This window comes from Natranaerovirga pectinivora (assembly GCF_004342165.1).
Classification (GTDB): domain Bacteria; phylum Bacillota; class Clostridia; order Lachnospirales; family DSM-24629; genus Natranaerovirga; species Natranaerovirga pectinivora.
The window spans coordinates 17286-41353 of record NZ_SMAL01000014.1; the positions used below are offsets into that span (position 1 = coordinate 17286).

At 30.8% G+C, this 24068-nt stretch carries 23 protein-coding genes; 5 read left to right on the forward strand and 18 right to left on the reverse strand.

The annotated features are described in order from the left end of the window. Positions 1 to 79: 79 nt before the first annotated feature. The 4 genes from EDC18_RS13605 to EDC18_RS13620 all read left to right on the forward strand — a co-directional run bounded on the left by EDC18_RS13605 (position 80) and on the right by EDC18_RS13620 (position 3261). On the forward strand, positions 80 to 796 hold the full coding sequence (locus EDC18_RS13605; protein WP_132254034.1) for a DUF4397 domain-containing protein: 717 nt from the start codon (positions 80 to 82) through the stop codon (positions 794 to 796). 38 nt (positions 797 to 834) lie between these two features. After that, a complete protein-coding gene (locus EDC18_RS13610; protein ID WP_132254036.1) occupies positions 835 to 1557 on the forward strand; it encodes a DUF4397 domain-containing protein in 723 nt (240 codons plus the stop codon). Positions 1558 to 1714: 157 nt separating this feature from the next. Then, on the forward strand, positions 1715 to 2359 hold the full coding sequence (locus EDC18_RS13615; protein WP_165878595.1) for a DUF4397 domain-containing protein: 645 nt from the start codon (positions 1715 to 1717) through the stop codon (positions 2357 to 2359). Between the two features lie 170 nt (positions 2360 to 2529). Continuing rightward, positions 2530 to 3261: a DUF4397 domain-containing protein gene (locus tag EDC18_RS13620; RefSeq protein ID WP_132254040.1), complete on the forward strand. Its 732-nt coding sequence runs from the start codon at positions 2530 to 2532 to the stop codon at positions 3259 to 3261. A gap of 44 nt (positions 3262 to 3305) precedes the next feature. On the opposite strand, the gene EDC18_RS13625 is transcribed toward EDC18_RS13620, so the two are convergent. The 14 genes from EDC18_RS13625 to EDC18_RS13690 all read right to left on the reverse strand — a co-directional run bounded on the left by EDC18_RS13625 (position 3306) and on the right by EDC18_RS13690 (position 18557). Next, a complete protein-coding gene (locus EDC18_RS13625; protein ID WP_132254042.1) occupies positions 3306 to 3893 on the reverse strand; it encodes a TetR/AcrR family transcriptional regulator in 588 nt (195 codons plus the stop codon). 33 nt (positions 3894 to 3926) lie between these two features. After that, on the reverse strand, positions 3927 to 4316 hold the full coding sequence (locus tag EDC18_RS13630) for a response regulator (protein ID WP_132254043.1): 390 nt from the start codon (positions 4314 to 4316) through the stop codon (positions 3927 to 3929). Beyond that, on the reverse strand, positions 4313 to 6613 hold the full coding sequence (locus EDC18_RS13635; protein ID WP_132254045.1) for an ATP-binding protein: 2301 nt from the start codon (positions 6611 to 6613) through the stop codon (positions 4313 to 4315). Before EDC18_RS13635 ends, EDC18_RS13630 begins: the two co-directional genes overlap by 4 nt. Positions 6614 to 6686: 73 nt before the next feature. Then, a complete protein-coding gene (locus EDC18_RS13640) occupies positions 6687 to 7706 on the reverse strand; it encodes a protein-glutamate methylesterase/protein-glutamine glutaminase (RefSeq protein WP_132254047.1) in 1020 nt (339 codons plus the stop codon). A gap of 1 nt (position 7707) precedes the next feature. Further along, positions 7708 to 8526 (reverse strand): CheR family methyltransferase, encoded by an 819-nt coding sequence (locus tag EDC18_RS13645; RefSeq protein ID WP_132254049.1) that lies wholly within the window; start codon positions 8524 to 8526, stop codon positions 7708 to 7710. Positions 8527 to 8569: 43 nt separating this feature from the next. After that, entirely contained in the window at positions 8570 to 10282 is a 1713-nt protein-coding gene (locus tag EDC18_RS13650; RefSeq protein ID WP_132254051.1) for a methyl-accepting chemotaxis protein, read from the reverse strand. Positions 10283 to 10296: 14 nt separating this feature from the next. After that, entirely contained in the window at positions 10297 to 10788 is a 492-nt protein-coding gene (locus EDC18_RS13655; RefSeq protein WP_132254053.1) for a chemotaxis protein CheW, read from the reverse strand. Between the two features lie 15 nt (positions 10789 to 10803). Then, a complete protein-coding gene (locus tag EDC18_RS13660) occupies positions 10804 to 12825 on the reverse strand; it encodes a chemotaxis protein CheA (RefSeq protein ID WP_132254055.1) in 2022 nt (673 codons plus the stop codon). 11 nt (positions 12826 to 12836) lie between these two features. Further along, a complete protein-coding gene (locus EDC18_RS13665; RefSeq protein ID WP_132254057.1) occupies positions 12837 to 13190 on the reverse strand; it encodes a response regulator in 354 nt (117 codons plus the stop codon). Positions 13191 to 13335: 145 nt separating this feature from the next. Further along, positions 13336 to 14604 (reverse strand): MFS transporter, encoded by a 1269-nt coding sequence (locus tag EDC18_RS13670; RefSeq protein WP_132254059.1) that lies wholly within the window; start codon positions 14602 to 14604, stop codon positions 13336 to 13338. A 67-nt stretch (positions 14605 to 14671) separates the two neighbouring features. Beyond that, a complete protein-coding gene (locus EDC18_RS13675; protein ID WP_132254061.1) occupies positions 14672 to 15013 on the reverse strand; it encodes a hypothetical protein in 342 nt (113 codons plus the stop codon). After that, positions 14997 to 16178 (reverse strand): DUF1576 domain-containing protein, encoded by a 1182-nt coding sequence (locus EDC18_RS13680; protein ID WP_207669225.1) that lies wholly within the window; start codon positions 16176 to 16178, stop codon positions 14997 to 14999. Before EDC18_RS13680 ends, EDC18_RS13675 begins: the two co-directional genes overlap by 17 nt. A gap of 277 nt (positions 16179 to 16455) precedes the next feature. Next, positions 16456 to 17796 (reverse strand): magnesium transporter, encoded by a 1341-nt coding sequence (gene mgtE / locus EDC18_RS13685; RefSeq protein WP_132254064.1) that lies wholly within the window; start codon positions 17794 to 17796, stop codon positions 16456 to 16458. Between the two features lie 254 nt (positions 17797 to 18050). Beyond that, positions 18051 to 18557, reverse strand: coding sequence for a phosphatase PAP2 family protein (locus EDC18_RS13690; protein ID WP_132254065.1), 507 nt, complete (start codon positions 18555 to 18557; stop codon positions 18051 to 18053). A gap of 116 nt (positions 18558 to 18673) precedes the next feature. Between EDC18_RS13690 and EDC18_RS13695 the strand changes: the two genes are divergently transcribed. Continuing rightward, positions 18674 to 19831: an HD-GYP domain-containing protein gene (locus EDC18_RS13695; protein WP_132254067.1), complete on the forward strand. Its 1158-nt coding sequence runs from the start codon at positions 18674 to 18676 to the stop codon at positions 19829 to 19831. A gap of 36 nt (positions 19832 to 19867) precedes the next feature. Here EDC18_RS13695 and EDC18_RS13700 read toward each other — a convergent pair whose 3' ends face one another. The 4 genes from EDC18_RS13700 to EDC18_RS13715 are packed head-to-tail and all read right to left on the reverse strand — an operon-like array spanning position 19868 to position 23990. Then, positions 19868 to 20797, reverse strand: a complete 930-nt coding sequence (locus tag EDC18_RS13700; protein ID WP_132254069.1) for an ABC transporter ATP-binding protein — start codon at positions 20795 to 20797, stop codon at positions 19868 to 19870. Beyond that, positions 20797 to 21828, reverse strand: a complete 1032-nt coding sequence (locus EDC18_RS13705; protein WP_132254070.1) for an ABC transporter ATP-binding protein — start codon at positions 21826 to 21828, stop codon at positions 20797 to 20799. Before EDC18_RS13705 ends, EDC18_RS13700 begins: the two co-directional genes overlap by 1 nt. Before the next feature lie 16 nt (positions 21829 to 21844). Next, positions 21845 to 23059: an oligopeptide ABC transporter permease gene (gene opp3C / locus EDC18_RS13710; RefSeq protein WP_132254072.1), complete on the reverse strand. Its 1215-nt coding sequence runs from the start codon at positions 23057 to 23059 to the stop codon at positions 21845 to 21847. A 1-nt stretch (position 23060) separates the two neighbouring features. Then, a complete protein-coding gene (locus EDC18_RS13715; RefSeq protein WP_132254074.1) occupies positions 23061 to 23990 on the reverse strand; it encodes an ABC transporter permease in 930 nt (309 codons plus the stop codon). Positions 23991 to 24068 lie beyond the last annotated feature (78 nt).

Genomic DNA, 24068 nt, shown 5'->3' on the forward strand with positions numbered 1-24068 from the left:
TATATAATGTATATTCTGATTAATCACAATATTGGTTTGTACACATATTATATAGTAAAATACTTTTAGGTGATTTTAGATGTGGATTAATCCAACAAGAAAACCTAGCTGTCCTTATTATCTTAAGTTAATTAATAAACAAAGTTTTGGTCATCCTCCCACTGATCTAGTCGTTAAACCTCATACTCGGAAAAATTCATATCTTAGATTTGCAAACTTTTGCACTGACACACCAGAAATAGATGTATATGTTGAGAATCGTCCAATTGCAAAAAAACTAAGGTATGGTACTTTATCTATGTACGCAACCCTCTCTCCAGGGAAACATCTGGTAAAGATTTATGCCCCTGATGATAAACACAAAGTTTATTATAGTGATTATATCACTATAGATAAAGATGATATTATAACTACTTTTGCTTTTGACCAAACTTATAATTCAGAGCTTATTGGTTTTAATGACGATGTTATTGTAATTCCTACAGAAATATTCATTCGCTTCATAAATTGCTCTCCCGATGCACCTCCATTAACCTTCATTATAAATCTTGAAAAAACTTTTAGTAATATATCTGTTAATTTAGTTCCTCAATATAAAAAAGTAAAAATAAATTCAAATTATGATATTATCATCCAGCGTTCAGATACTGATGAGGTAATTTACAATGTCCCCAATATTATTCTTATTCCAGGCAGGGCTTATACCTTCTATGGCATTGGCATAATTGATGAGGAACCACCTTTTCAACTTGTCGCTTCACTAGATGGTAGTTCCTATTTTGAGGATTATTATTAGATCAAATAAAATTTAGAATATGAATAGGTGGTATTTATATGTGGATAAATTCATTAGATTGTCTTAGTCCGCCTTATTATGTAAAAGCATGTGTAAGAACAAAAAGAACTTTAGGACCTTATCCTCCTACAGACTTAATTATTAAGCCTGAATCTAGGGATCGTTCTTATATTAGAGTTGCAAACTTTTCTCCTGAAACACCAGAAATCGATGTGTATATTGGTAATAGACTCTTGGCAAAAGACTTGCAATTTGGAGAACTTACGATATATATTACCGTAATTCCAGGGAAATATAAACTCACTTTAACGCCTCCAGGGGATAGGGATAACCCTTATTTTTCAAGTGAAATAACCATTGAGGAACGATCTGTTATTTCTACCATTGCAGTGAATTTATTAGACCCAGATGCTAGACTTAAAGTGATCGATGATGATGTGTATGTCTTACCTAATAAAATCTTTATCAAATTTGTTAATACTGTTTATGATTCTCCCCCATTGGACTTTATCTTGAACTTAAATAAGTTATTTAGTAATGTTACTTATCCTATGGTAACTGATTTTAAATTGATAGATATGGCTTACCTTTATAATTTGATTATTCAACGTGCTGATACCAATGAAGTAATCTTTAACATCCCTAATATAGTTCTTGAACCTGGGAAAGTTTATACCTTTTATGGCATTGGATTAATGGAAGGGGATCCCCCTTTTGAAGTTGTAGCTTCCTTAGATGGCAGTTCCTATTTTTTAAATTAAAAAGTGGCATGCCCACTTTTTAATTTATCTTTATCACTGTTGAATTGATTTCTACATACTATATAAAAAAACAATAGGTGAAACTATGTGGATTAGTTCTAAAAGTTCATTAAAACCTCCATATTATAAAAAAACATTCTCCAAGGAAATAATGCCCTTGAGTACAAATATGTCTACTCCTTTTGGACACACGCCCATTAATGAGGATTCTTATATACGCTTTGCTAATTTTATTCCTGAACTATTGGATGTAGATATATATTTTAATGATACACTTAAAGTAAGGAATCTTAGGTATGGTGAAGAAACCTCTTATATTTCCTTTTCTCCTGGAGACTATAAAATCACTATATTTTCAACCATTGACAATGCCCAACCTCTAGTTGAAACAAGTATTGAGATTACCACACCAGGCTTAATATTAACTATCCCATTACACTCCCTTGACAAAGAAGAACTAAATATTATAGAAGATAATGCACTGATTATTCCCAATGAAATCTTTGTTAAGTTTGTTAACCTTTCCCCTAATTCTCCACCCTTAAACTTTATTTTTAATTTAGTTGACATCTTCAGAAATATAATTTATGACTATAGCAGTAATTACAAATTAATAGAAAAAGCTCCTAATTATCATATTATAATTCAGAATGCCCAAACAAATAAAATATTATATGATTTACCTAATATTGTGCTAGAACCTGGTAATGCATATACTTTTTTTGCCATTGGAATCATGGATGGTGATCCACCTTTTAAATTAGTCGTATCCTTAGACGGAAGTTCTTATCTTACAGATTAATTAAAGATCTTATTATTTAGACACTTCCTTGAGTGTCTAAATTTTTTAACATATATCCTAAAATCTATTTCCCATTCCGTTCAACATATTTTATAGAAACCTTGAAGTGCATAGAACAATCTGATTTTTCTAACATATACTAAAATAAAGTATTGATAGGGAGGATACTTATGTGGATTACTCCAAGGAATAATAGAATCCATTCAACTTGCCCTTATTATATAAAATCTTTGGAAACAAGAAGATTTAGATCTTTAACTTATCACCCTCCAACAGATTTATTGATAAAACCCCATACAAGAGTAAGCTCTTATATACGATTTGCTAATTTTTCACCCTATGCCCCTAAAATTGATATTTATCTTGATCACAGAGTCATTGCTAAAAATGTAAATTTTGCTGAACAGACCATGTATATTACAGTAGCGCCAAAAGAGTATACTGTAAGCATATACCGTTCAGATGAACCTAATGAAGTATTATATGAAACAACAATTGATATTCCCGAAGAATCCGTTATTTCTACCATCTCTATCAATTTAATAAATGGGGTAGACCTAATATCCGTAGATGATGACGCTCGTATACTACCTGATGAGGTTTTTATAAAATTTGCTAATGTTTCTCCTGGTTCCCCACCCTTGGATTTTATTGTTAATTTAAATGACTATTTTACAAATACTCATTTTAACTATATCAGCAATTATGAAGTTCTTGAAAAAGCCCCTAATTATAACGTAATCATAAGACGTTCTGATACCCATGAAGTTATTTATAATGTGCCTAATATTTTATTAAAAACGGGTAATGCCTATACTTTTTATGCCATAGGCATACTTGACGGAGAGCCACCATTCACATTTGTAACCTCTTTAGATGGTAGTTCATACTTTGTTGATTAAGATTAAATAATTATTTAAGAAAGTTAGTATTATATCCGTTAATACTAACTTTTAAAATAATTATTTAATACACTCTGAATAGAATTATTAACTTCTTCTTTAATTGAAAAGTTAAATTTATTAATTCGCCATTTTATAATTTTATAAATAATTGTCCCATGTATAATCTCTGCCAAATTGTCAATGCCTTCTACTTCTTTTATTAGATTCATTTCTACTCCAGTATGGATTTTTTTTTCTATAAAATTTATTCTTGTTGTAAAAATATCATATATTTTTTTTGAGAGTTCTTCTATATTGTAAAACACTTCTATACATAAGGTTATAGCTGTAATTTCTTGGTAATTTTCATAGTATTCTGCATAAGCATTTACAAAATATAGAATGGCTTCTTTTGGATTAAGATTCTTCAATTCTGTTGTTTTAATAATATCTTCATCAAACTGAGAGTAATGGTCTAACACAGCTAAAAGTATTTCATTCTTTGTGTTAAAGTGTTTAAATATTGTGCCTTCTGAAATATTTAAACCTTTGGCTATTTCACGAGTTGATAATCCTTGAATCCCTAGTTCATTAATGATTTCAACTGTGGTAAAAATTATTCTTTCTTTTGTATGTAATACTTTTTTCATATTGCCTCCTAATATAACATAACCCCTTCATTTTTATCTTGTAATTAACTCTAGCTTACTTAGAACATTTAAAAACTTTTCTATATTGATAGGTTTAGCAGCATAAGCATCAGAACCTTCTTCAAATGTGTTTTGAACGATTTCTGACTCCCCTAAAGCAGTTGTCATTATAATCTTAGCGTTTATCATTTTCGAATGTTTTTCTAAATCTCTTATAGCCTTTAATGTTTTTAATCCGTCTACTTTGGGCATCATAATATCCAAGCATATTAAATCATAAGGTTCTTTCTCCTTTAGTGCAATCATTACAGCATCTATTGCTTCTAAACCATCCACTACCAAATCACATTTTCCATAATCAGTTAATACATTAAATAAAAACTTTCTACTGGCTAAATCGTCCTCTGCTATTAATATTTTCATTTATACCCATCCCTTTCATTAATCAAGTTGTTATATTCGTCTTTTAACTGGTTAATAAAATAGTATGCTTCCTCCAAATCCCCTCTTCTAATGGATAATTCTATTTTGAATGCCTTATTTTTTATAGAATCAGCATCTATCTTTATGGCTTCCATTTTTAAAACATTGGCGCGATTTTCTATTAAATCTAAATTGTTATCTTTCATTCCCTTATCTAACTCAATAATAAATTCTTTAATTTGTTCTAACTCACTTAATTTAACATTAAAAGTTTTTTTCCCATCTTTATTCCCCTTTTCTTTATGCTGGTTAATAACTTGGTTTATTTTATACAAAAGCAAGTTCATATCTATAGGTTTAGATATATAATCATTTACGCCATATTCTAAGAATTTTTCTTTGTCCCCTCCTAAGGCATAGGCAGTAAGAGCAATAATTGGTATACTATCTTTATAAATATCTCTAATCATATTTGTAACCTGTATGCCATCCATTAAGGGCATTTGAATATCCATAAGTATTAAATCTATATCTTTGATTTTTTTATAAATTTCAATCGCATCTAATCCATTATTAGCAGTTATAATGTTGTATTTGGAACCTAATATTTTTAAAACCAGTTGTTGGTTCACCATATCGTCTTCTACTAACAATATAGTATAATTTTTATCTTTATTGCATTTCTCTAGGGGGTTTAATACAATCTTTTCTTCTAAATTTGTATTTCCAGCCCCTAATAAAATTGGAATAGAAAATCCAAAGGTGCTACCTATTCCAATTTTACTTTCAACCCAAATATGCCCTCCCATCATTTCAACCAGTTGTTTTGAAATGACTAGTCCTAATCCTGTTCCACTATACTTTTTAGTATAGGAACCATCCAATTGACTAAAGCTTTTAAATAAGTTTCCTAAATCTTTTTCCCTAATTCCAATCCCTGTATCTTTAATAATAAAAGTAAGTTCCTTCTTATTGTTATCAGATTCTTTCATATCAACAATAATATCTACACTACCAAACTCAGTAAACTTTATGGCATTATGAATCAAATTATTTAGTATTTGATTTAATCTATAGAGATCACCGTAAACAAATTGTGGGATATTATTTATGCCCATAATATTTAGTTCTATTTCTTTTTCATTTGCTTTTTTATTATGTATTTTGATCAATTCTTGAATCATTTTATAAATATCAAATTGCCTATTTTCTATCTCTAATTTTTTTGCTTCCATCTTAGAAAAGTCTAAGATATCATTTATTATCTTTAACAACAAATTTCCTGAAGACTTTGCTATTAGTAAATTTTCTCTTTGATCCTTATTAAGCTCTGTTAAGAGTGTTAGATCTATCATACCAAGCAAGCCATTAAGAGGGGTTCTTATCTCATGGCTCATATTGGCAAGAAACTCACTTTTTAACTTATTAGCTTCTTCTGCCATCTCCATTGAATTCTTCATATTCTTTTCTATTTTTTTCTTTTCTGTAATATCTTCTATTACCACTAAGATTTTCTTATTTCCACCTATATTGATAGGCACGAAATCATATTTTAACCATTTTTCTATTTGCTTATTATTCACTAGTGTATTGTAATTGGAAATAATGTCTTTATATGGCTTTTTTTTCTCCAATACTTTTATTAAGTTTTTTCTAATATTACATAAAGGGCACCCTTTTCCTTGTCCACATTGAGCCCCCATGGCATTTAAACATTTTAATGTATTACCAAAATACTCCCCAATAATGGTATCTTTATCTTTAGCAAAAGTACTTCTATAAACTTGATTATAGTTATAGACCTTTATGTTTTCATCTAATATAACCATACCCAAAGGAGAGTTGTCAAAAACTGCTTTAAAATTATTTTTTTGGTTAATTTGTTCCACTTCATTTTTTCTGATTCTTGTAATATCCCTAAATACGATAACAACACCAACCACTTCTCCATTGGCATTACTTATTGGGGATATTTTAGCAGAAATATATTTTATTGAACCATCACTATGTACGAGAACCGTATCTTTTTTTAAGCCTAGCGATTTTTTCTCTTTTATAACTTCTTTATATGGAATAACAAGTTCTTTGTCATTTGTAATATTTGCTAGTCTGAATTCAGTTTCTAAATTTTTATGATATACGTCACTAATATCTTTACCTATTAAATTGGCAGCGCTTTGGTTTATATAAATAATATTGGCTTCATTATCAGTTGCTATTACGCCATCCCCAATACATTCAAGGGTAGATAATAATAAATCAATATCTTGTTCTTTTAATTTACTAATCTCTTTCATTTAGCACCTCGTTCATCCAATACATTATCCGTAAAACTTATGTCTCTTAGCCACCCACGAGACATAAGTTGAGTTAGTACAAACTGTTATATATTTCTTTAGATATCTTGTCTATGGAAAGTTGTTTATTTACAGCTCCAATATTTTCTGCCACTTTAGGCATGCCGTATACTACTGAACTTTTTTCATCTTGCCCAATTGTTAGAGCACCCATTCTTTTCATTTTTAACAATCCTTTTGCCCCATCATAACCCATTCCAGTTAATAGAACACCAATCGCCCGACTTTTTAAAACAGTAGCAACAGAATCGAATAATATATCTACAGAAGGACAGTGACCATTCATTTTTTCACCATCAAAGCATTCTACTTTATACTTTTTTCCAGCCTTGACAACTCTCATATGTTTGTCCCCTGGCGCAATTAATATTTTATTTTCTTCTATGTATTCTCCAGAGGTAGCTTCTTTTACTTCATATTTTAACATTGTATTAAGCCTCTGGGCAAACATTTTAGAAAAACCAGGTGGAATATGTTGAACAATGACAATTCCAGGTATGTTGTAATCCATATCCCTTAATATATTGGTTATGGCTTCGATGCCTCCAGTGGAAGCGCCTATGGCTACTATATCATATTTACTATTGCTATTTGTATTGGCCTTTTGTGTCCTTTCATCTTTAGAGCCATTACTAGTGAACATAGTGGTATTTAATAAACTTTTGATCTTTTTAATAAGATTTATAATGAAATAATGAATGTCTTCGGAACTTTTATAATTTGGTTTAGGAAGAAAATCTACTGCGCCTTTTTCTAACAATTCAACATTAAATTTATTTATACTACTTACTATTACAATGGGAATTTCATATTGAGGTAGTAGTTTTTTAATAAAATCAATACCATTCATTTTAGGCATTTCTATATCACAAGTCATTACATCTGGTTCAAATTGGAGAATTTTATCTCTTGCATCATAGGGGTCTGTTGCTGTTGCAACTACTTCTATATGGGGATCTGTTGATAAGTTCTTTTTTAGAAATTCTCTAAAAAACAACGAATCATCTACGATAAGAACTTTAATATTTCTCATGCTAATTTCCCTTTCTATAAACAGATGGTTGAATATAACTAAAGCCAACTTTTTCTCTATTTATAGTTTCTGAATGACCTATAAATAAATAGCCACCATCTTCTAACCCATTATAGAATTTATTAAGAAGCTTATGTCGTGTTTCATCATCAAAGTAAATCATGACATTTCTACAAAAAATTACCTGAAATTTCTTTTTAAACGGAAAAATACCTTCCATTAAATTAAACCGTCTAAAAAGAATTTCCTCTCTAATCTTTGATTTTATTTGATATGTTTCTTCATCTAATTTGTCAAAGTATTTATCTTGCCATGGTTTTGATATGTTTTTTATTTTATCATAAGGATATATCCCATTTATGCCCTGATCTAAAACTTCTTTTGAAATGTCTGTAGCTAATATTTTTGTGTCCCAAAGTCCTTTTTCTTCCCCAAAAAATTCATTTATGACCATAGCAAGGGTATAAGCTTCCTCCCCTGTTGAACAACCTGCACTCCAAATTCTTAAGTCCTTACCTTTAGCTCTTTTCTTTAATTCTGGTAAAACCTTTTCCCATAAATAATTAAAGTGCTGGGCTTCTCTTAAGAAATAGGTATGATTTGTCGTTATTCTCTCTACCAATTCTGATGCAATCATTCCCGTCTTATCTTCTATTAATTGATCATAGTAATCACTAAAACAATTAAAATTGTTAGCTTTAAGATAATTGTTTAATCTTGATGCTAATAACGTTTTTTTGCCCTCTTTTAAATGAATACCATAATTGTTTTTAATATAATGTGCCAGTAGATTAAATTCTTTATCTTTTAACATAATCATATTCTTACTTCCCCCCTTCACTTATTTTTTTAAACCCTAGCTCTTAGTACTTTCCAAATTCATTGTCATTTAAAATAATTTTTTTCTTTGTCTCTCTATGCTTATTACTGGTTTTTTCTTGAATTTTTATTAATTTTTTATCATAATCATACTCTTCTTTTTCTATATTTTTATTGTAATTATTGCCTTTTTTATTCTGTTTAAGGTTAAATTTACTTACTAGTTCATTTAACATATCTGCTTGATTAGAAAGTTCTTCACTAGCAGCAGCACTTTCTTCAGCTGTAGCAGAATTTTCTTGAACCACTTCTGATATTTGTAATAAGCCTTCATTTACTTGAGCAATGCCTGCTGATTGTTCTGTTGAAGCAACATTTACATCTTCAATAATTTCAGCAACTTTGCTTATATCTCCTACTATCTTAAATAGTGATTCCGCTGTTTTATTGGCTATATTTGTTCCTTCTTCTGCTCTTGAAATAGAATCTTCAATCATTGTAGTCGTTTCTTTTGCTGCATCTGCTGACCTTGCTGCTAAATTGCGTACTTCTTCTGCAACAACAGCAAAGCCTTTTCCATGTTGACCTGCTCTAGCTGCTTCTACAGCTGCATTAAGTGCTAAAATATTTGTTTGGAAAGCAATCTCATCAATTACTTTTATAACTTTCGAAATATTATTTGAAGCATTATTAATATCCATCATTGCTGTCAGCATCTTATTCATTTGTGTAGAGCTTTCTTCAGCACTTTTTCTTGTTTCATCAGCAAGAGAATTGGCTTTGCTAGCATTATTAGAATTTAATTCTGTTTGGGATGCTATTTCTTCAATTGAAGCCGTTAACTCTTCTAATGTACTGGCTTGCTCTGTAGCCCCCTGAGACAAGGAAATGCTAGAATCAGATAATTGTGTTGATCCAGCAGCAACTTGTTCAGATGCTAAATTGATATCTAGTAATAAATTATTAATGTTATCCGTCATCCTTTTAAATGTAGTTGCCATTTTTCCTAATTCGTCTTTTGTATCAATATCTACCTCTACATCTAAATTTCCTTCTGCTATTTTCTCTGTTGCCTCTACCAATTTATAAATAGGTTTCTTAATTATATGACTAATGAATATACCTAAACCTATAGAAATAAGAATCCCTATAAAAATAATAATTAACATTAATTTTTGAGCTGTTTCAACTTCCCTTGCTGCAGCATTTTCATTATAATCTACTACCTCAGTAATGAGATCTTTAACCTTAAAAAATGATACTCTGGATACTAAAAAAGCATCATATATTCTATCATTGATTTCTAAAACTTCAATAGAGTCTAGTCCAATGCCAGAATTGGTTAATCTATCTTTTTGCAAGTTTAAATCATATACAATTCTATGATCATACTCCCATTGGTTTTTGGCATCCTGAAAATTGTTCCATAGTTCTAATTCCTTGCTTGATTGTGGAAAAGATAAATAAATATCAGATTCTTCTTGTATTCTCTTAAAAGCATCATCTATCCATTTATATTGTGGCTCTCTTAATTGTTTCTCAATTAACCTTTCATTTACTAAGCCTCTTTCTGCCAACACCACATCCGAAATAGATGCTTCAATTTCTACCAAGCTTACAAGACTGGTTAATCTTACATCTCCCACTTGTCTTAAATAATTAATCCCTATAAAACCAACTACCCCTGCAATTGCTGCTACTGTCAAAAATCCAAGTATTAATTTCACACCAATTTTTAAATTTATAAACCATTTCATATATTATTCCTCCTTTAGTTTAAATGCTCTAATTCTTCAATTTCTGTATTGGATAATAATTTTTCTGAGTCTAATAATAGAACAACTTCTTTATTGGTTTTCCCTATTCCTTTTATATATCTATTGTTTTGTTTGCTTATTTCTGGAGGATCCACTATTTTATCTTCTAATATGGTTAGCACTTCAGACACACTGTCTACAATCAACCCTATTGAAATCTCATTTACATTAATGACAACTATACAAGTTCTATCATTATAGTCTATAATATCCCTTTTAAATTTTAGCCTTACATCCATAACAGGAATGATTTTTCCTCTTAGATTAATGATGCCTTTTATGTATTCAGGAAGTTCTGGTATCTCAGTAATTGGCTGTATGCCAATAATTTCTGTAACATACTTAATGTCAATGCCATATATTTCACTTCCAGTTGTAAAAATCAAAAATTTGTTTTTTTGTGTATCTTCATCTTCCATTATATTGTCCTTTAATCCGTCAGACATATATACCGCTCCTTTCTATTTTGAATACATATGTATTAACTTAGATGGGTCTAATATCAAACTAATACTACCATCCCCTAACAAAGTACACCCTGTTATACCTTCAATATTTTTTGTTTGCTGTATGTATTTTGGTAAATTTTTAACAACTACTTGCTGCTGTCCTACCAATTCATCCACTAATATACAAATGCTTTGTATATCATTTTCAATCATTATTAATACACCTTTAGAAAACTTATCTACATTCGTTTTAACATTATATATTTTACTTAATCTTATTATAGGATAACATTTACCTCTTACTAGAATCATTTCTGAGTTGTCAGGGTTTTTAATAATATCTTTGTCTTCTGCTCTAAAAGATTCTCTAATATCACATATTGGAATGGTATACCTTGAACTCCCAACCTTAATATTCATTCCTTCTATTATGGCAAGAGTCAAGGGTATCTTAATAATAAAACTTGTGCCTTCTCCTTTTTTGCTTTCTATAGTGATGTTACCACCTATGGTTTCTATATTTTTAGTCACCACATCCATGCCAACCCCTCTTCCTGAAAACTCTGTGACGTCTTTTTTCGTTGAGAATCCTGGGAGAAAAATCAAAGAATATATTTCTTTATCTGTGTAATCCTTAGGCTCTTTGGTTAGCAAATTATTTTCTTTAGCCTTTGCTATAAGCTTATTCTTATCTAGCCCTCTTCCATCATCTCTTACAATAATCATTACATCATTACCTGAATTCTTTGCTTCTAAAAGGATCTTACCTTTTCCATTTTTATTACTTTTTATACGTTCCTCTGATGTTTCTATGCCATGATCTAAAGAATTTCTAACTAAGTGCATTATTGGATCTGAAATGTGCTCAATTATATTTTTGTCTACTTCTGTTTCTTCCCCTCTTATTTCTAGTTCAACGTTTTTTCCTAGTTTTTTATTCATATCTCTTACAATACGATTCATCTTGTGAAAAGTATTGGCTAACGGGACCATTCGTATGGACATTACCAAATCTTGTAATTCACTTGTTAATTTATTTAATAATCTTGATGCTTTATTAAAGTTATTAAGTTTTAATCCTGTCAAATCTGGATTTTGAATGACCATAGACTCTGCTATTACCATTTCTCCTACAATATCCATTAATTTATCAAGTTTATCTACATTGACGTTAATCATATTACTTGATGATATTTTTTTATCTTTTTTATCAGTTGTTAAATTACTACGGGTAATAAGTTTATCTTCTTTTTTACCGAAAGATATTTCCCATTCTTCTTCAATCATTTCTTCTAATTCTAATGCCTTTAAAAATATTGTTTCTGAGAAAAAGTCGTATGCTTCTTTATAACTTTGATTTGTTTTTAAGTAAATAATAAACCCGTTCTTTTTTATTTCTTCTGCGCTATCTTCATTATTAATGACTTCCTCAGGTATATGAAAAATATCATTTGTAATTTCTTTGAGGTTGTGGATAATGGTATAGGCTCTAATATTCTCCATTTCACATCCCTCTTCAAAAAATATCTTGGCTCTAAATGAGTTTTTATACTTTTCCTCAACACAACTTTTATCTTGGCTTATATAGTACTTAACATTCTCATTTATTTCTTTAACTTCCTTTTGATTTTTTCCTTCTATTAATAGTAGGTACTCTTTTAGTTTACTAATTAGGTGGGTTATATCACCGTCAGGATTGTCCCCATTCTTTATTTTCTCAACTTCGATTTTTATAAAATCTATGCCTTCAAATATTAAGTCTGCTAAATCTGAAAAATTATAATTAATATGACTTTCTTCCCTTAACACAAAAAATATATCTTCTATTGTATGAGCAAGATGAGCAATATTATCGTACATCATCATCCCAGAAGAGCCTTTAATAGTGTGCATATGTCTAAAAATTTCATTAATATCTATTTCACTTAACTTTTCTGCCCCTTCATTGGCTAATATACACTGTTCAATCTGCTCAATAAGCTGGACCGTTTCAAAGATATACATTTCAATCATAGGTTCAAAATTATTGCTCACTTCAACACCTCCTACAGCTTACTTAACGTTTTCAACACTTGCTCCTCTTTAAAAGGTTTTACTATAAAAGATTTGGCACCATTTGTTATGGCTTCTACTACAATAACTTCTTGTCCCATAGCAGATACAATAACTACTTTTGCTTGACCATCAAACTTTACTATTTCTTTTAATGCCTCTATACCGCCCATTATTGGCATTGTAATGTCCAATGTAACGATGTCTGGTTTTAAAGCTTTATATTTTTCTACACCTACTTGCCCATTTTCCGCTTCTCCTATAACATCATAACCATTTCTTTCTAAGATATATCTAATTGTACTTCTCATAAATGCTGCATCATCTACTATTAATACCTTTTTCATTGTCTTACCTCCCAACAAGATTAAGTGAGTGATTACTCGCTTTTATTATCTTTATTTTAATTTATTTGTCAGTAAATGTCAATATATGCGACAAAAAACCTATTGGACACATTCTAAAGTCCTATAGGTTTTCTATAAAGTGTATTTATTTATATTTTTTTATTGGTTTTGGCGCACTTAAAGCCGATATTATGCCTAATAACGCAAACACCATCATAACAATTAATATTTCTTTGTACCCCTTAAAGTAATCAAAGGCAAAACCAAATGGCAGTGGACCAAAGGCAGAACCTATAACACCTATTGTCATTGATGCACCTTTAATACTCCCTAAATGTTTTCTACCATAATAATTGGCCCAAACATAATTAACACATACCCCATTAAGGCCTTTAACCAATCCGCTAGTTATGCCAAATAATAGGACTATTGCTATATGCCTACTGTTTATTAATATAATGATGCCTACTAGCTCTATAATAAACATAGCAACCATTACGTATTGGACTTTTATCTTATCTACAATATATCCTGCTAGAAAGGTAACTGGAAAACTTACCATGGCCATAGTACTTAAGACCAATGTTGCCACTGTTCTATCTAATCCATTTTCACCTATAATAGAATAAAAATGAAAGACTATTCCCGTACTTATCATGGAGGGAACTGCTATGTTAAATAACATTAACCAAAATGATCTTGTTTTTACTGCTTCATTAAGTGTCCATGAAATTTCCATTGTGTCTTCTTGTGATCTATTCTCTTCAGTAGAGACATCTGTTTTAAGATTATCTGGTAATAATCCAATGTCCTCTGGTTTATTTCTTAAAAATATGTAGGCTACGGGCAAATAAATAACCCATAAAAGGATTGCCCATACTCGCCATGTTACTCTCCAACCCCATAACTCAATTGTAAAATTGTTTATAATTGGCACAACGGCAGCAGATGTAACCATCCCCAAAGACATAAGACTTAGTGCAAAAGCTCTTCTTTTTATAAACCATTGTGGCACTAACGTTGAAGAAAGTAAGGACATAGATCCTTGTCCAAACAACCTTAACATAAAGAATCCAATAAATAACATTACAGGATTAATAACAAAACTACTCCATATACAAGCTATCCCTAACAAAATAGCTATAATAATACTCATACGTCTGTGTTTGTACTTATCTATGCATCTGCCTATTAAAAATAGTACAAACCCTGCACAAATAGTTGCAAGAGAATACATTAGTGAGACCAATGATCTCTCCCATCCAAATTGTCCAATGTATTGGTCAATAAATATTGAAATTGAGTAAGTTTGACCTGGACCGGAAAAGAAATAACCTAATGCTGCTAAGAATACAATAACCCAACCATAATAAAATGGTGTGGCCACTGTAAGTGAGTTTTTTTTAAATTCCATGTTGCCCTCCTTTAAATAGTTAGCAAAAAAAAATCACTTTTTTAAAAAAGTGATTCAATTAATATTATTATTTATTTCTGTATAGTTCTATCTCTATTAAATCTGCTGTAACATTTACTTCTGCTTTATCAATCATAATACCTATTAAATTTAGTTCTGCTTCAACGTCTGATTCTCCTGTTAACTCCCAATAGTATTCTTCAATTTCTTCTTGTTTTGGTGAAGTAACACCCTTAATCAATCGTTCGATCTTTTTGTCTTCGCCTTTTCTATAATCACTTTTAATGGTAATCATATAGTCTTCTTTTCTATTTTTTACATTAACATCAATATCTGTAGCGCCAATCATTAGCAAAAAGGTCGTTAATTCATCTATAATTTTACATACTCTTTTATTGCTGTGCTTCATAATAATCCTCCTTTTTAAATGCTTCAATAATTGGAATCAAAAACATAGCGACTATTCCAGTTGTAAATCCTACATTGTATAAATTCAATCCACCATGCAAAACTCCCATATGAGAAGCTGCTGTAGCAGTTAAAAATCCAGCTACTATACCATAAGGCCATCCATATTTACCTGGAATAGGCGCTAAACCTGTTGCAAACAAAGAGGCAACAATCACTCCTGGTGCATTAAGAGTCCAAGCATTGAGTATACTGCCTAGTATTAAACCACCAATAATAGGGGTCATGTTTTTAATATGTTTTCCAAAAGCGCCAAACCCAAATATTGTGAGTATGCCACCAATAGCTGGCCCATTTAATTCTCCTTTAATTAACAATACATATCCTAGAGCAGCTATTCCATTTATTCCCATATTAATGAGTGTCACACCAAAACCTTCTAAAGTGACAAAATCACAAATTAATCTTCCTGAATATGAAAATATGTTTTTTAAATTGCTTATCTTTTTATTATTATAAAAATAACCTACAATTATAACGACTACAAAGAAAATAAATAAAAACCATCCCATTAAAGTATTATTGCCTTCACTCCAAATGGCTTTACTTTCAACTTCTATTCCATACACTTTTAATATGGCCATTAAAATAGTTCCGATTAACCCTGAAGAAAATCCAACGTTATACATAACAAAACCTTGATGCACCCTTAATAGATATGTTGCTACAGGGGGTAATATAATACCCACTACTAAACCAACACCAGTACTTAATAATATCCTTGTGCCTAAAGAATAAGGGGTAGCAAATAATAATTGTGAAAAAACAGGTCCTAAGCAAGTTCCTAAAAAAGCAACATATATGTATTTATTAAATTTATCTTTTTGTATTTTGGCAAAAATTAAAACGCCAAATATAATAATCCACATATTTAATATGTTTTTTCCAAAAAGAGCAAACCCCGTTAATAAAGACAATGTACCAAAAGCAACCCCTGATAAATCTATTTTTTGATACCTAAAAATCATTATTGCAAATAAAGTTACTAATCCTGAATTTACAAAAGCAGCGCCTATACCTGCAACTTCAATATAATCTGTCATTAGAACACTAGGTTCTTGTAATAATAGAAGCATGCCCTCAAAGATATCTTTAGGATTTTCCATAATAAGACCTAACCCTAAAAATATTAAAGCATAAATTGTTACTAAAATATATTTCATATTATATGTAATAGATACTTGAGTGTGTTGATTTTGTTCGTTAATAACTAGCCCTCCCTAAAAATAAGAAAAAATTAATCTAAGTCCATATAAAGTATACAACATCCATATACCAATTGCAAGAATTACATTATTTTCCTTCATAATATGGTTTTTATCTTTTATTATGCATAATAAAGCGCTAATAGATGAGCTATTAGCGCCATTGTTATTTGTTTTTCTATACCAATCCCAAGAAATATGCTGCCAATTGAAAATAAGCAATTAATGCAAGGGCATCTACTATTGTTGTAATTAATGGTGCTGCCATAATAGCTGGGTCAAGCTTTAATGTTTTTGCAATTATGGGTAGTATCCCTCCCACTAATTTTGCTAGAACTACCGTTAAGAATAAAGTTAAACATACTACTAAGGAGATAAGAAAATCTGCACCTTCAACAAAGAAATAAATTCTAAAAAAATTAAGGAAAGCTAACGCAAAACCAACTATTATACTTACTCTAAATTCTTTCCACACTACCTTTAGTGCATCTTTTCTTTCAATCTGTCCTAATGCTAATCCACGAATGACCAATGTAGCAGATTGGGATCCTGAGTTACCAGCAGTATCCATAAGCATGGGAATAAATGTTGTTAATATTAAAACTGTTTCTAATATATCTTCATATCCTTGTATAATATTCCCAGTAAAGGTTGCTGAAAACATAAGGACTAATAACCATAGAATTCTATGTTTTGCCAATGAAAAGACACTAGTCTTTAAATACTCTTCTTCTGATGGTTCTAGTGCGGCCATTTTTTGGAAATCTTCTGTATTTTCTTGCTCAATAATGTCGACAACGTCATCAATAGTAATGATTCCAACCAATCTATTCTCTTTGTCTACTACAGGCATTGCTACTAAGTCATACTTTTTAAATAAATAGGCAATCTCTTCTTGATCATCATCTGTTTTAATGGATAAGAAATTTTTATCCATAATATCGTCAATAATGACATTTTCGTCATTTAATATTAATTTTCTAATAGGGACAATCCCCTCTAATCTTCTTGCCTTATCTGTTATGTAACATATATCTATAGTTTCTTTATCAACACCTGTTTTCTTAATATGCTCTAAAGAAGCCTTTACAGTCATTTCTTTATCAAGATCAACATATTCAATGGTCATAATACTTCCAGCAGAGTTGTCTGGATATTTTAAAAACTGATTGATCAATTTACGTTTTTCTTCAGTTGTATTTTTCAGAATTTTTTTAACCACATTCGCTGGCATTTCTTCTAATAAATCAACAGCATCATCTAAAAACAAATCATCTATAATATTTTTTGTTTCTTTATCTGTAATAGATTCAATAACATATTGTTGCTGTTCAAAAGATAGGTATGTAAATACATCTGCAGCCATTTCTTTAGGTAGTAATCTAAAGACAATCATTATGGCATCTTCTTCTAATTCTGCAAAAAGCTGAGCTATATCTACTACATTCATCTTTCCAATTTCATTTTTAATTTGAGAGTATTTGCCTTGTGCAAACAACTCAATAATTATATCTTTCATAAATTGAGTCCTCCTTTAAATTATGGTAGTATTTTAGTTTTTTTGTCATACTCACAATAGTTTTGTACCTATGTAAAGGTCCCGAATCCATACTACCACCTCTTTCGACTCAATTTATCCTGAAATAAGTATAGAGTCCCAAGAGACTCTATACTTATTTCATATATAATATATTATAAGTCTATACAAATCAAATTGCAAGCAAAGTATTTTTATTCCTCATTTTTTTGTCATTTATTTACAAATATATCCCCTTACTGTATCAAGAGAAATACTATATATGTGACGAAATATCCTATTATCCCACCAACAAGAACATCTAACGGAAAGTGTACCCCTACAATTATTCTTGAAATTCCCGTTAATATAGCCACACAAAAAGCAATAATACCTATAGTAGGATTTACTAAAAATACAGCTGTTGCTATTGAAAAAGCAGACATAGCATGCATACTGGGAAATGAACTGTTTTCTGCATGTTCAATATAATTTTTTATATTCAACTTAACAAAAGGTCTTTCTCTTTTAAAACTGTTTCTAATAATTTTAGTAATAAAATAAGCAATACTTGGTCCCATAATAAAAGGAATAAGGATTAAATCTTTTTTAAACACCATTATAAGAATAAACCCTATATATAAAGCAAAAAACACCTTTGAAGACAACCAAGTGATTACTGCCATCCACTTTCCAATGCCATTGTGTTTATTAGTAATGGAATGTATTCTATTAAATAATTTTTCATCTATTCTTGTTAGCACTTGTAATCATCCTTAAAACTTTTTATAATTAAAATATGCCCTGATTATATTATAAAAAGCTAAAATACACAATACATATCCTGTACACTTATAAAAAGAGAAAGAGGAACTATAAAATGACATTAAATTATACAAAAAAATTAGTAAAGGATATTATACCAGGTGAAATTGTATTACATCCAATATATCGCTCAGATGGTCTTCTCCTTATTAATAAATATAAAGAACTTACTCAAGAAGTTATATCTACAATTCAAACAAATTTATCTTCTAATTCTATCCTTATAGTTACTTCTAATAAAGGAGAATTAAACTTATTCCTTAATAGCTCTTATTCTCAGGATACTTTTAAAAAGGATTTAGACATCTTATCTAAAGATTTCAACCTTGGTTCTAACGTAACCTTTAGTACTGCTAGTTCCTTTGATCTAACCAGCACTATAGATAAAGGTTGTTTCTTCATAGACCTACTTTCTAAAATTCCTTTATGGCATTCCATTGATCATTTATTTGAGGCCACTCATTTAAAAAATAGAGCAATACAGTTCAAAGAAAAGTTTATTACCAAATTAACTACTGAAAAAGTTTTTCATTCTTGGTTAACAACAATTCTTAACTATGATGACAATTTAATGGTGCACAGCATTAATATAACTAGTATCTCCCTTATCATAGGCTTAACTTTAGAATTGCAAGATGATCTATTACAAGATTTATGCTTTGCTGCTTTATTTTCTAATTTAGGCTTTACAAAAATTCCAAAAGATAAGCTTGCTTTTGAACTTAAAAACAATCAATTATACACATATGTTATACAGAAACATCTTGAGGTTTTTTCTAGTATAACTATGGAATCTCCTAATTTGAGAAGAAAACAAATTATATATGGCATATTAGATAGCCATGAACATTACGATGGTACAGGTCCTCATAATAAAAAAGGTAATGAAATAAGTTTAATCGGTAGAATACTAAATCTGTCTCACTCTTATGATGCTTTAGTTAATGGATATGAATATACTACGGGAATGGTGCCTTTTCAAGCTTTAAAGTCCATTTGTGAAGGGAAAAACACAAGATTTGACCCTTATATTATTAATACCTTTATTCATAGAACCACTTTTTTTAATTTGGGACAAACCATTCATCTAACAAATACTGTAAAAGGTATTATTGTTGGTTTTTATGATTATTTAAACTATCCTTATTTACCCGTTCTAAAATTAGAAGATGGTAGAATAATCGATCTTGTTAAAGTTTATTATAATAAATAAGGCAGCATCCCCTAATGGTGGATACTACCTTGTTTTTTACAATTCTTTTTTATATTCTTCTATCTCAGGTTCTGAAGCATATACCCAATGTCCTTTTGCAATTTCAACCCAGCTAGGCTTATACTGTGTATAATCATGGCTTTTAGAATTATAGTGAATTCTTTTTCTCTCTTTTTCTGTTTTTGGATCTGGTAATGGTATTGCTGATAATAAGGATTTTGTGTAGGGATGCAATGGTTTTTCGTATAATGTATGGCTGTCTGCCAACTCTACTAACCTTCCATTATTCATAACCCCAACTCTATCACTAATGTATTTGACCATTGATAAGTCATGGGCTATAAAAAGATAGGTTAATCCACGTTCCTTTTTTAATTTATTCATCAAGTTAACCACTTGGGCTTGAATAGAAACATCTAAGGCAGATATTGGTTCATCTGCAATAATAAATTCTGGTTCTATGGCTAATGCCCTTGCAATACCTATTCTTTGTCTTTGACCTCCAGAAAACTCGTGTGGATACCTAGAAGCATGGTCTCTATTTAATCCAACTGTTTCCAACAACTCTATAACCTTATTCATTCTCTCTTCTTTATTCTTTGCTAATTTATGAATGTCGATACCTTCCGCTATAATATCTCCAACAGTCATTCTAGGATTTAAACACGCTTGAGGATCTTGAAAGATCATTTGAATCTTTTTATTAATCTCCTTTTGTTTAGATCCACTTAACTTCCCTTGAATTTTTTCTCCGTCAAATAGTATTTCTCCTTCAGTTGCCTCATATAATCTTATAATGGTACGACCTGTAGTGGATTTACCTGAACCGGATTCACCTACTAAACCAAAAGTTTCTCCTTTATATATATCAAATGTTATGCCATCAACGGCCTTAACAATAGATTTATGCCCTAAATCGAAGTATTGCTTTAAATTCTTAACTTCTAGTAACTTTTTTTGTGCCATTACGTATTCTCTCCTTCCACAAGTTTCTGAACAGTTGATGGTGGGACCACTACTGGTGCACTTTCATGCAATAACCAAGTAACCACATAGTGTGTGTCAGAAACTTTATAAAGAGGCGGATCCATTTCAAAATCTATTTTAAGGGCATATTCACTTCTACGAGCAAATGCATCCCCCTTTGGTGGATTCATCAAATCAGGTGGTGACCCTGGAATTGAATACAGTTCTGCTTCATCAGAATCTAAGCTTGGCATTGATGCCAATAATCCCCAAGTATAAGGATGTCTTGGACGATAAAAAACATCATCTGCTGTACCAATTTCTACTACTTTACCAGCGTACATAACGGCAACTCTGTCTGCAACATTGGCTACAACCCCTAAATCATGGGTGATGAAAATAACAGAAACCCCTGTTTTTTCTTGAAGTTCTTTTATTAACTCAAGTATTTGTGCTTGTATGGTAACATCTAATGCCGTTGTTGGCTCATCTGCAATCAATATCTTAGGGTTACAGGACAGTGCTATGGCAATAACAATTCTTTGTCTCATACCACCAGAGAATTGATGGGGGTACTGTTTAAACCTTTTTTCGGGCTCACTAATGCCAACCAATTTAATTAATTCAAGGGCCTTAATCTTAGCTTCTTTTTTACTAAGACCTTGATGCTTAATAATACCTTCCATTATTTGCTTACCTATTGACATAACAGGATTTAACGAAGTCATAGGATCTTGAAAAATCATAGCAATTTCTTTGCCCCTTATTTTTTGCAAGTCCTTTTCTTTTAATTTTGTAAGGTCTTTATTATCAAACTTTATACTGCTTCCTTCTTTTATTTTACCGTTATCTGCTAAAATGCCCATTATTGTTTTAGAAGCAACTGATTTACCTGAACCTGATTCTCCAACAATGGCCAATGTTTCACCTTCATACAGATCAAAACTTACTCCTCTAACAGCCTCTACCTCACCGCCATAAGTAGCAAAGGAGACTTGTAAGTTATTCACTTCTAGAATTTTATTATTCATATTTATCCTCCTCTTTCTACTTATTACGCATCTTAGGATCTAGTGCATCTCTTAATCCATTAGCCAGTATATTAATACTTAACATTAACAAACATAATACTGCTGTAGGAATGAAAAGCATAGAGGGGTAAGATCTTAATGTAGAAACCCCATCACTGATTAATACCCCTAGGGATGCGTGAGGCGCTGGCACACCAAGGCCTATGAACGCTAAAAAGGCTTCATAAAAAATAGCACCTGGTATAGAAAATGTAATCATAATAATCACTTGTCCCACAATATTAGGCAGTAAGTGTTTTTTTATTAGTGAGAAGTTTGATGCACCTAAAGTTCTTGCAGCCAAAACATACTCTTGGGATTTAAGTTTTAAAAACTGAGCTCTCACAACCCTAGCCATTCCCATCCAACCTGTTATTGCTATGGCTAATGATATGGGTAAAATACCTGGATCCATAACTAAAATGAATAAGATAATAATAACCAAACTAGGAATACCACTTAGAATCTCTATAAATCGCATCATATACATATCTATTTTTCCACCAAAAAATCCAGCAATACTTCCATATATAACACCAATTAACATATCGATAATTGCCGCTAAAAGACCAATGTATAAGGAGATTCTTGCGCCATTCCATACCCTAGTCCATATATCCCTTGCCAAATCATCTGTTCCAAACCAAAAATAAGAATTATCTACACCCTTTACCACATAGGTATTTTCTCTAATTCTATAACTTGTTTGCGTAACAGCAATTTGATAAATCTTAGCGTTATTTTCTTCAATTACATTTAATATTTCATAGCTGCCTTCTGGGTATCTTCCAAGAGAGACTTCAGGCACTTCTAATGTATTTGTCGTCTCAATTGTACCTAGTAATGTATATTCATTTTCATTGTATTGGCTTAATCGATTGGCGCCAACATCTCTAATTAAAGTACCGTCAAAGATACCAATTTTTTCAAGAACTGGTATTCTTGGTGGTAAAAGGTTATTTCTACTGATAGGTTGAATCTGTCTATCATAACTATATTCATTCATATAGGGCCCAGCAATAGCCATAATAATAATGATTATCAAAGTAACCATCCCTATAATAGCACCTTTATTTTTTAGTAGTCTTTTTCTTGCATCCTGCCAATAAGTTAAGGATGGTCTTTCAATTTTTTCTTGTAAAGATAAGTCTATAGCTACACGTTCAAACATATCTTTGGATAAGTTCTTCATCCTACTTACCTCCTGACAATCTTATTCTTGGATCAATGATGCCATATAATATATCTACAATTAAGATAACGGAGATATATAAGAAGCTATAAAAAGCAGCAACGCCAAGTATTACAAAATAATCATTTCTTGTAATCCCTTCAACCAATAAGAAACTTACACCTGCTATGCCAAAGATTCTTTCCACAACAACAGACCCAGTTAATAGGGTAATGGTCATTGGCCCTAATATGGTAATAACAGGAATTAATGCATTTCTAAGAGAATGTCTCTTTATGACTTGACTATTAGATAATCCTTTTGCTTTTGCCAATAATGTATAATCACTACTTAAAACCTCTACTAATTCTGTTCTCATAAACCTGGCAGTAGAAGATATAACAAAAACAGACAAGGATATGGCTGGCAATATTAATGATCTAAAATCATCTCTAACATAGATAACAGGCAACCATCCTCCTCGAACACCTACCCAATATTGCAATAATGTGGCAAATACAAAAGATGGAACTGAAACCCCTACAATGGCTGTAATAGTGGTTAAATGATCCCAAGGGGTATTCCGTTTAATAGCTGACAAAGCCCCTAGAAAGATACCCATAAGGGTACCAAAAAATAAAGCCAATGCACCCACTTTTATGGTTACGGGTAATCTTGGTAATATCAAATCTCTAAAAACCTCTTGATTGTCATAGGTAAAGGAAACCCCAAAATCTCCTCTAAGCACATTGCCCATATAATTGATATATTGAATATGAAAAGGCTCATCTAAACCATACTTTTCATTTAATATTCTAATTTGGTTTTGACTAAGTTTATCATCTTTAAATGGTGTTCCAGGCATAAATTGCAGCAATAAAAATGTAATGGATATAATGATAAATAATGTTATAAACCCATAAAATAATCTTTGTGATATATATCTTAACAAATTAGTACACCTCCACTTAATGTTTAAAAATACTTATCCTTTAACTTTCCTATCTCACAAGAAAGGGACTTGGTGTCA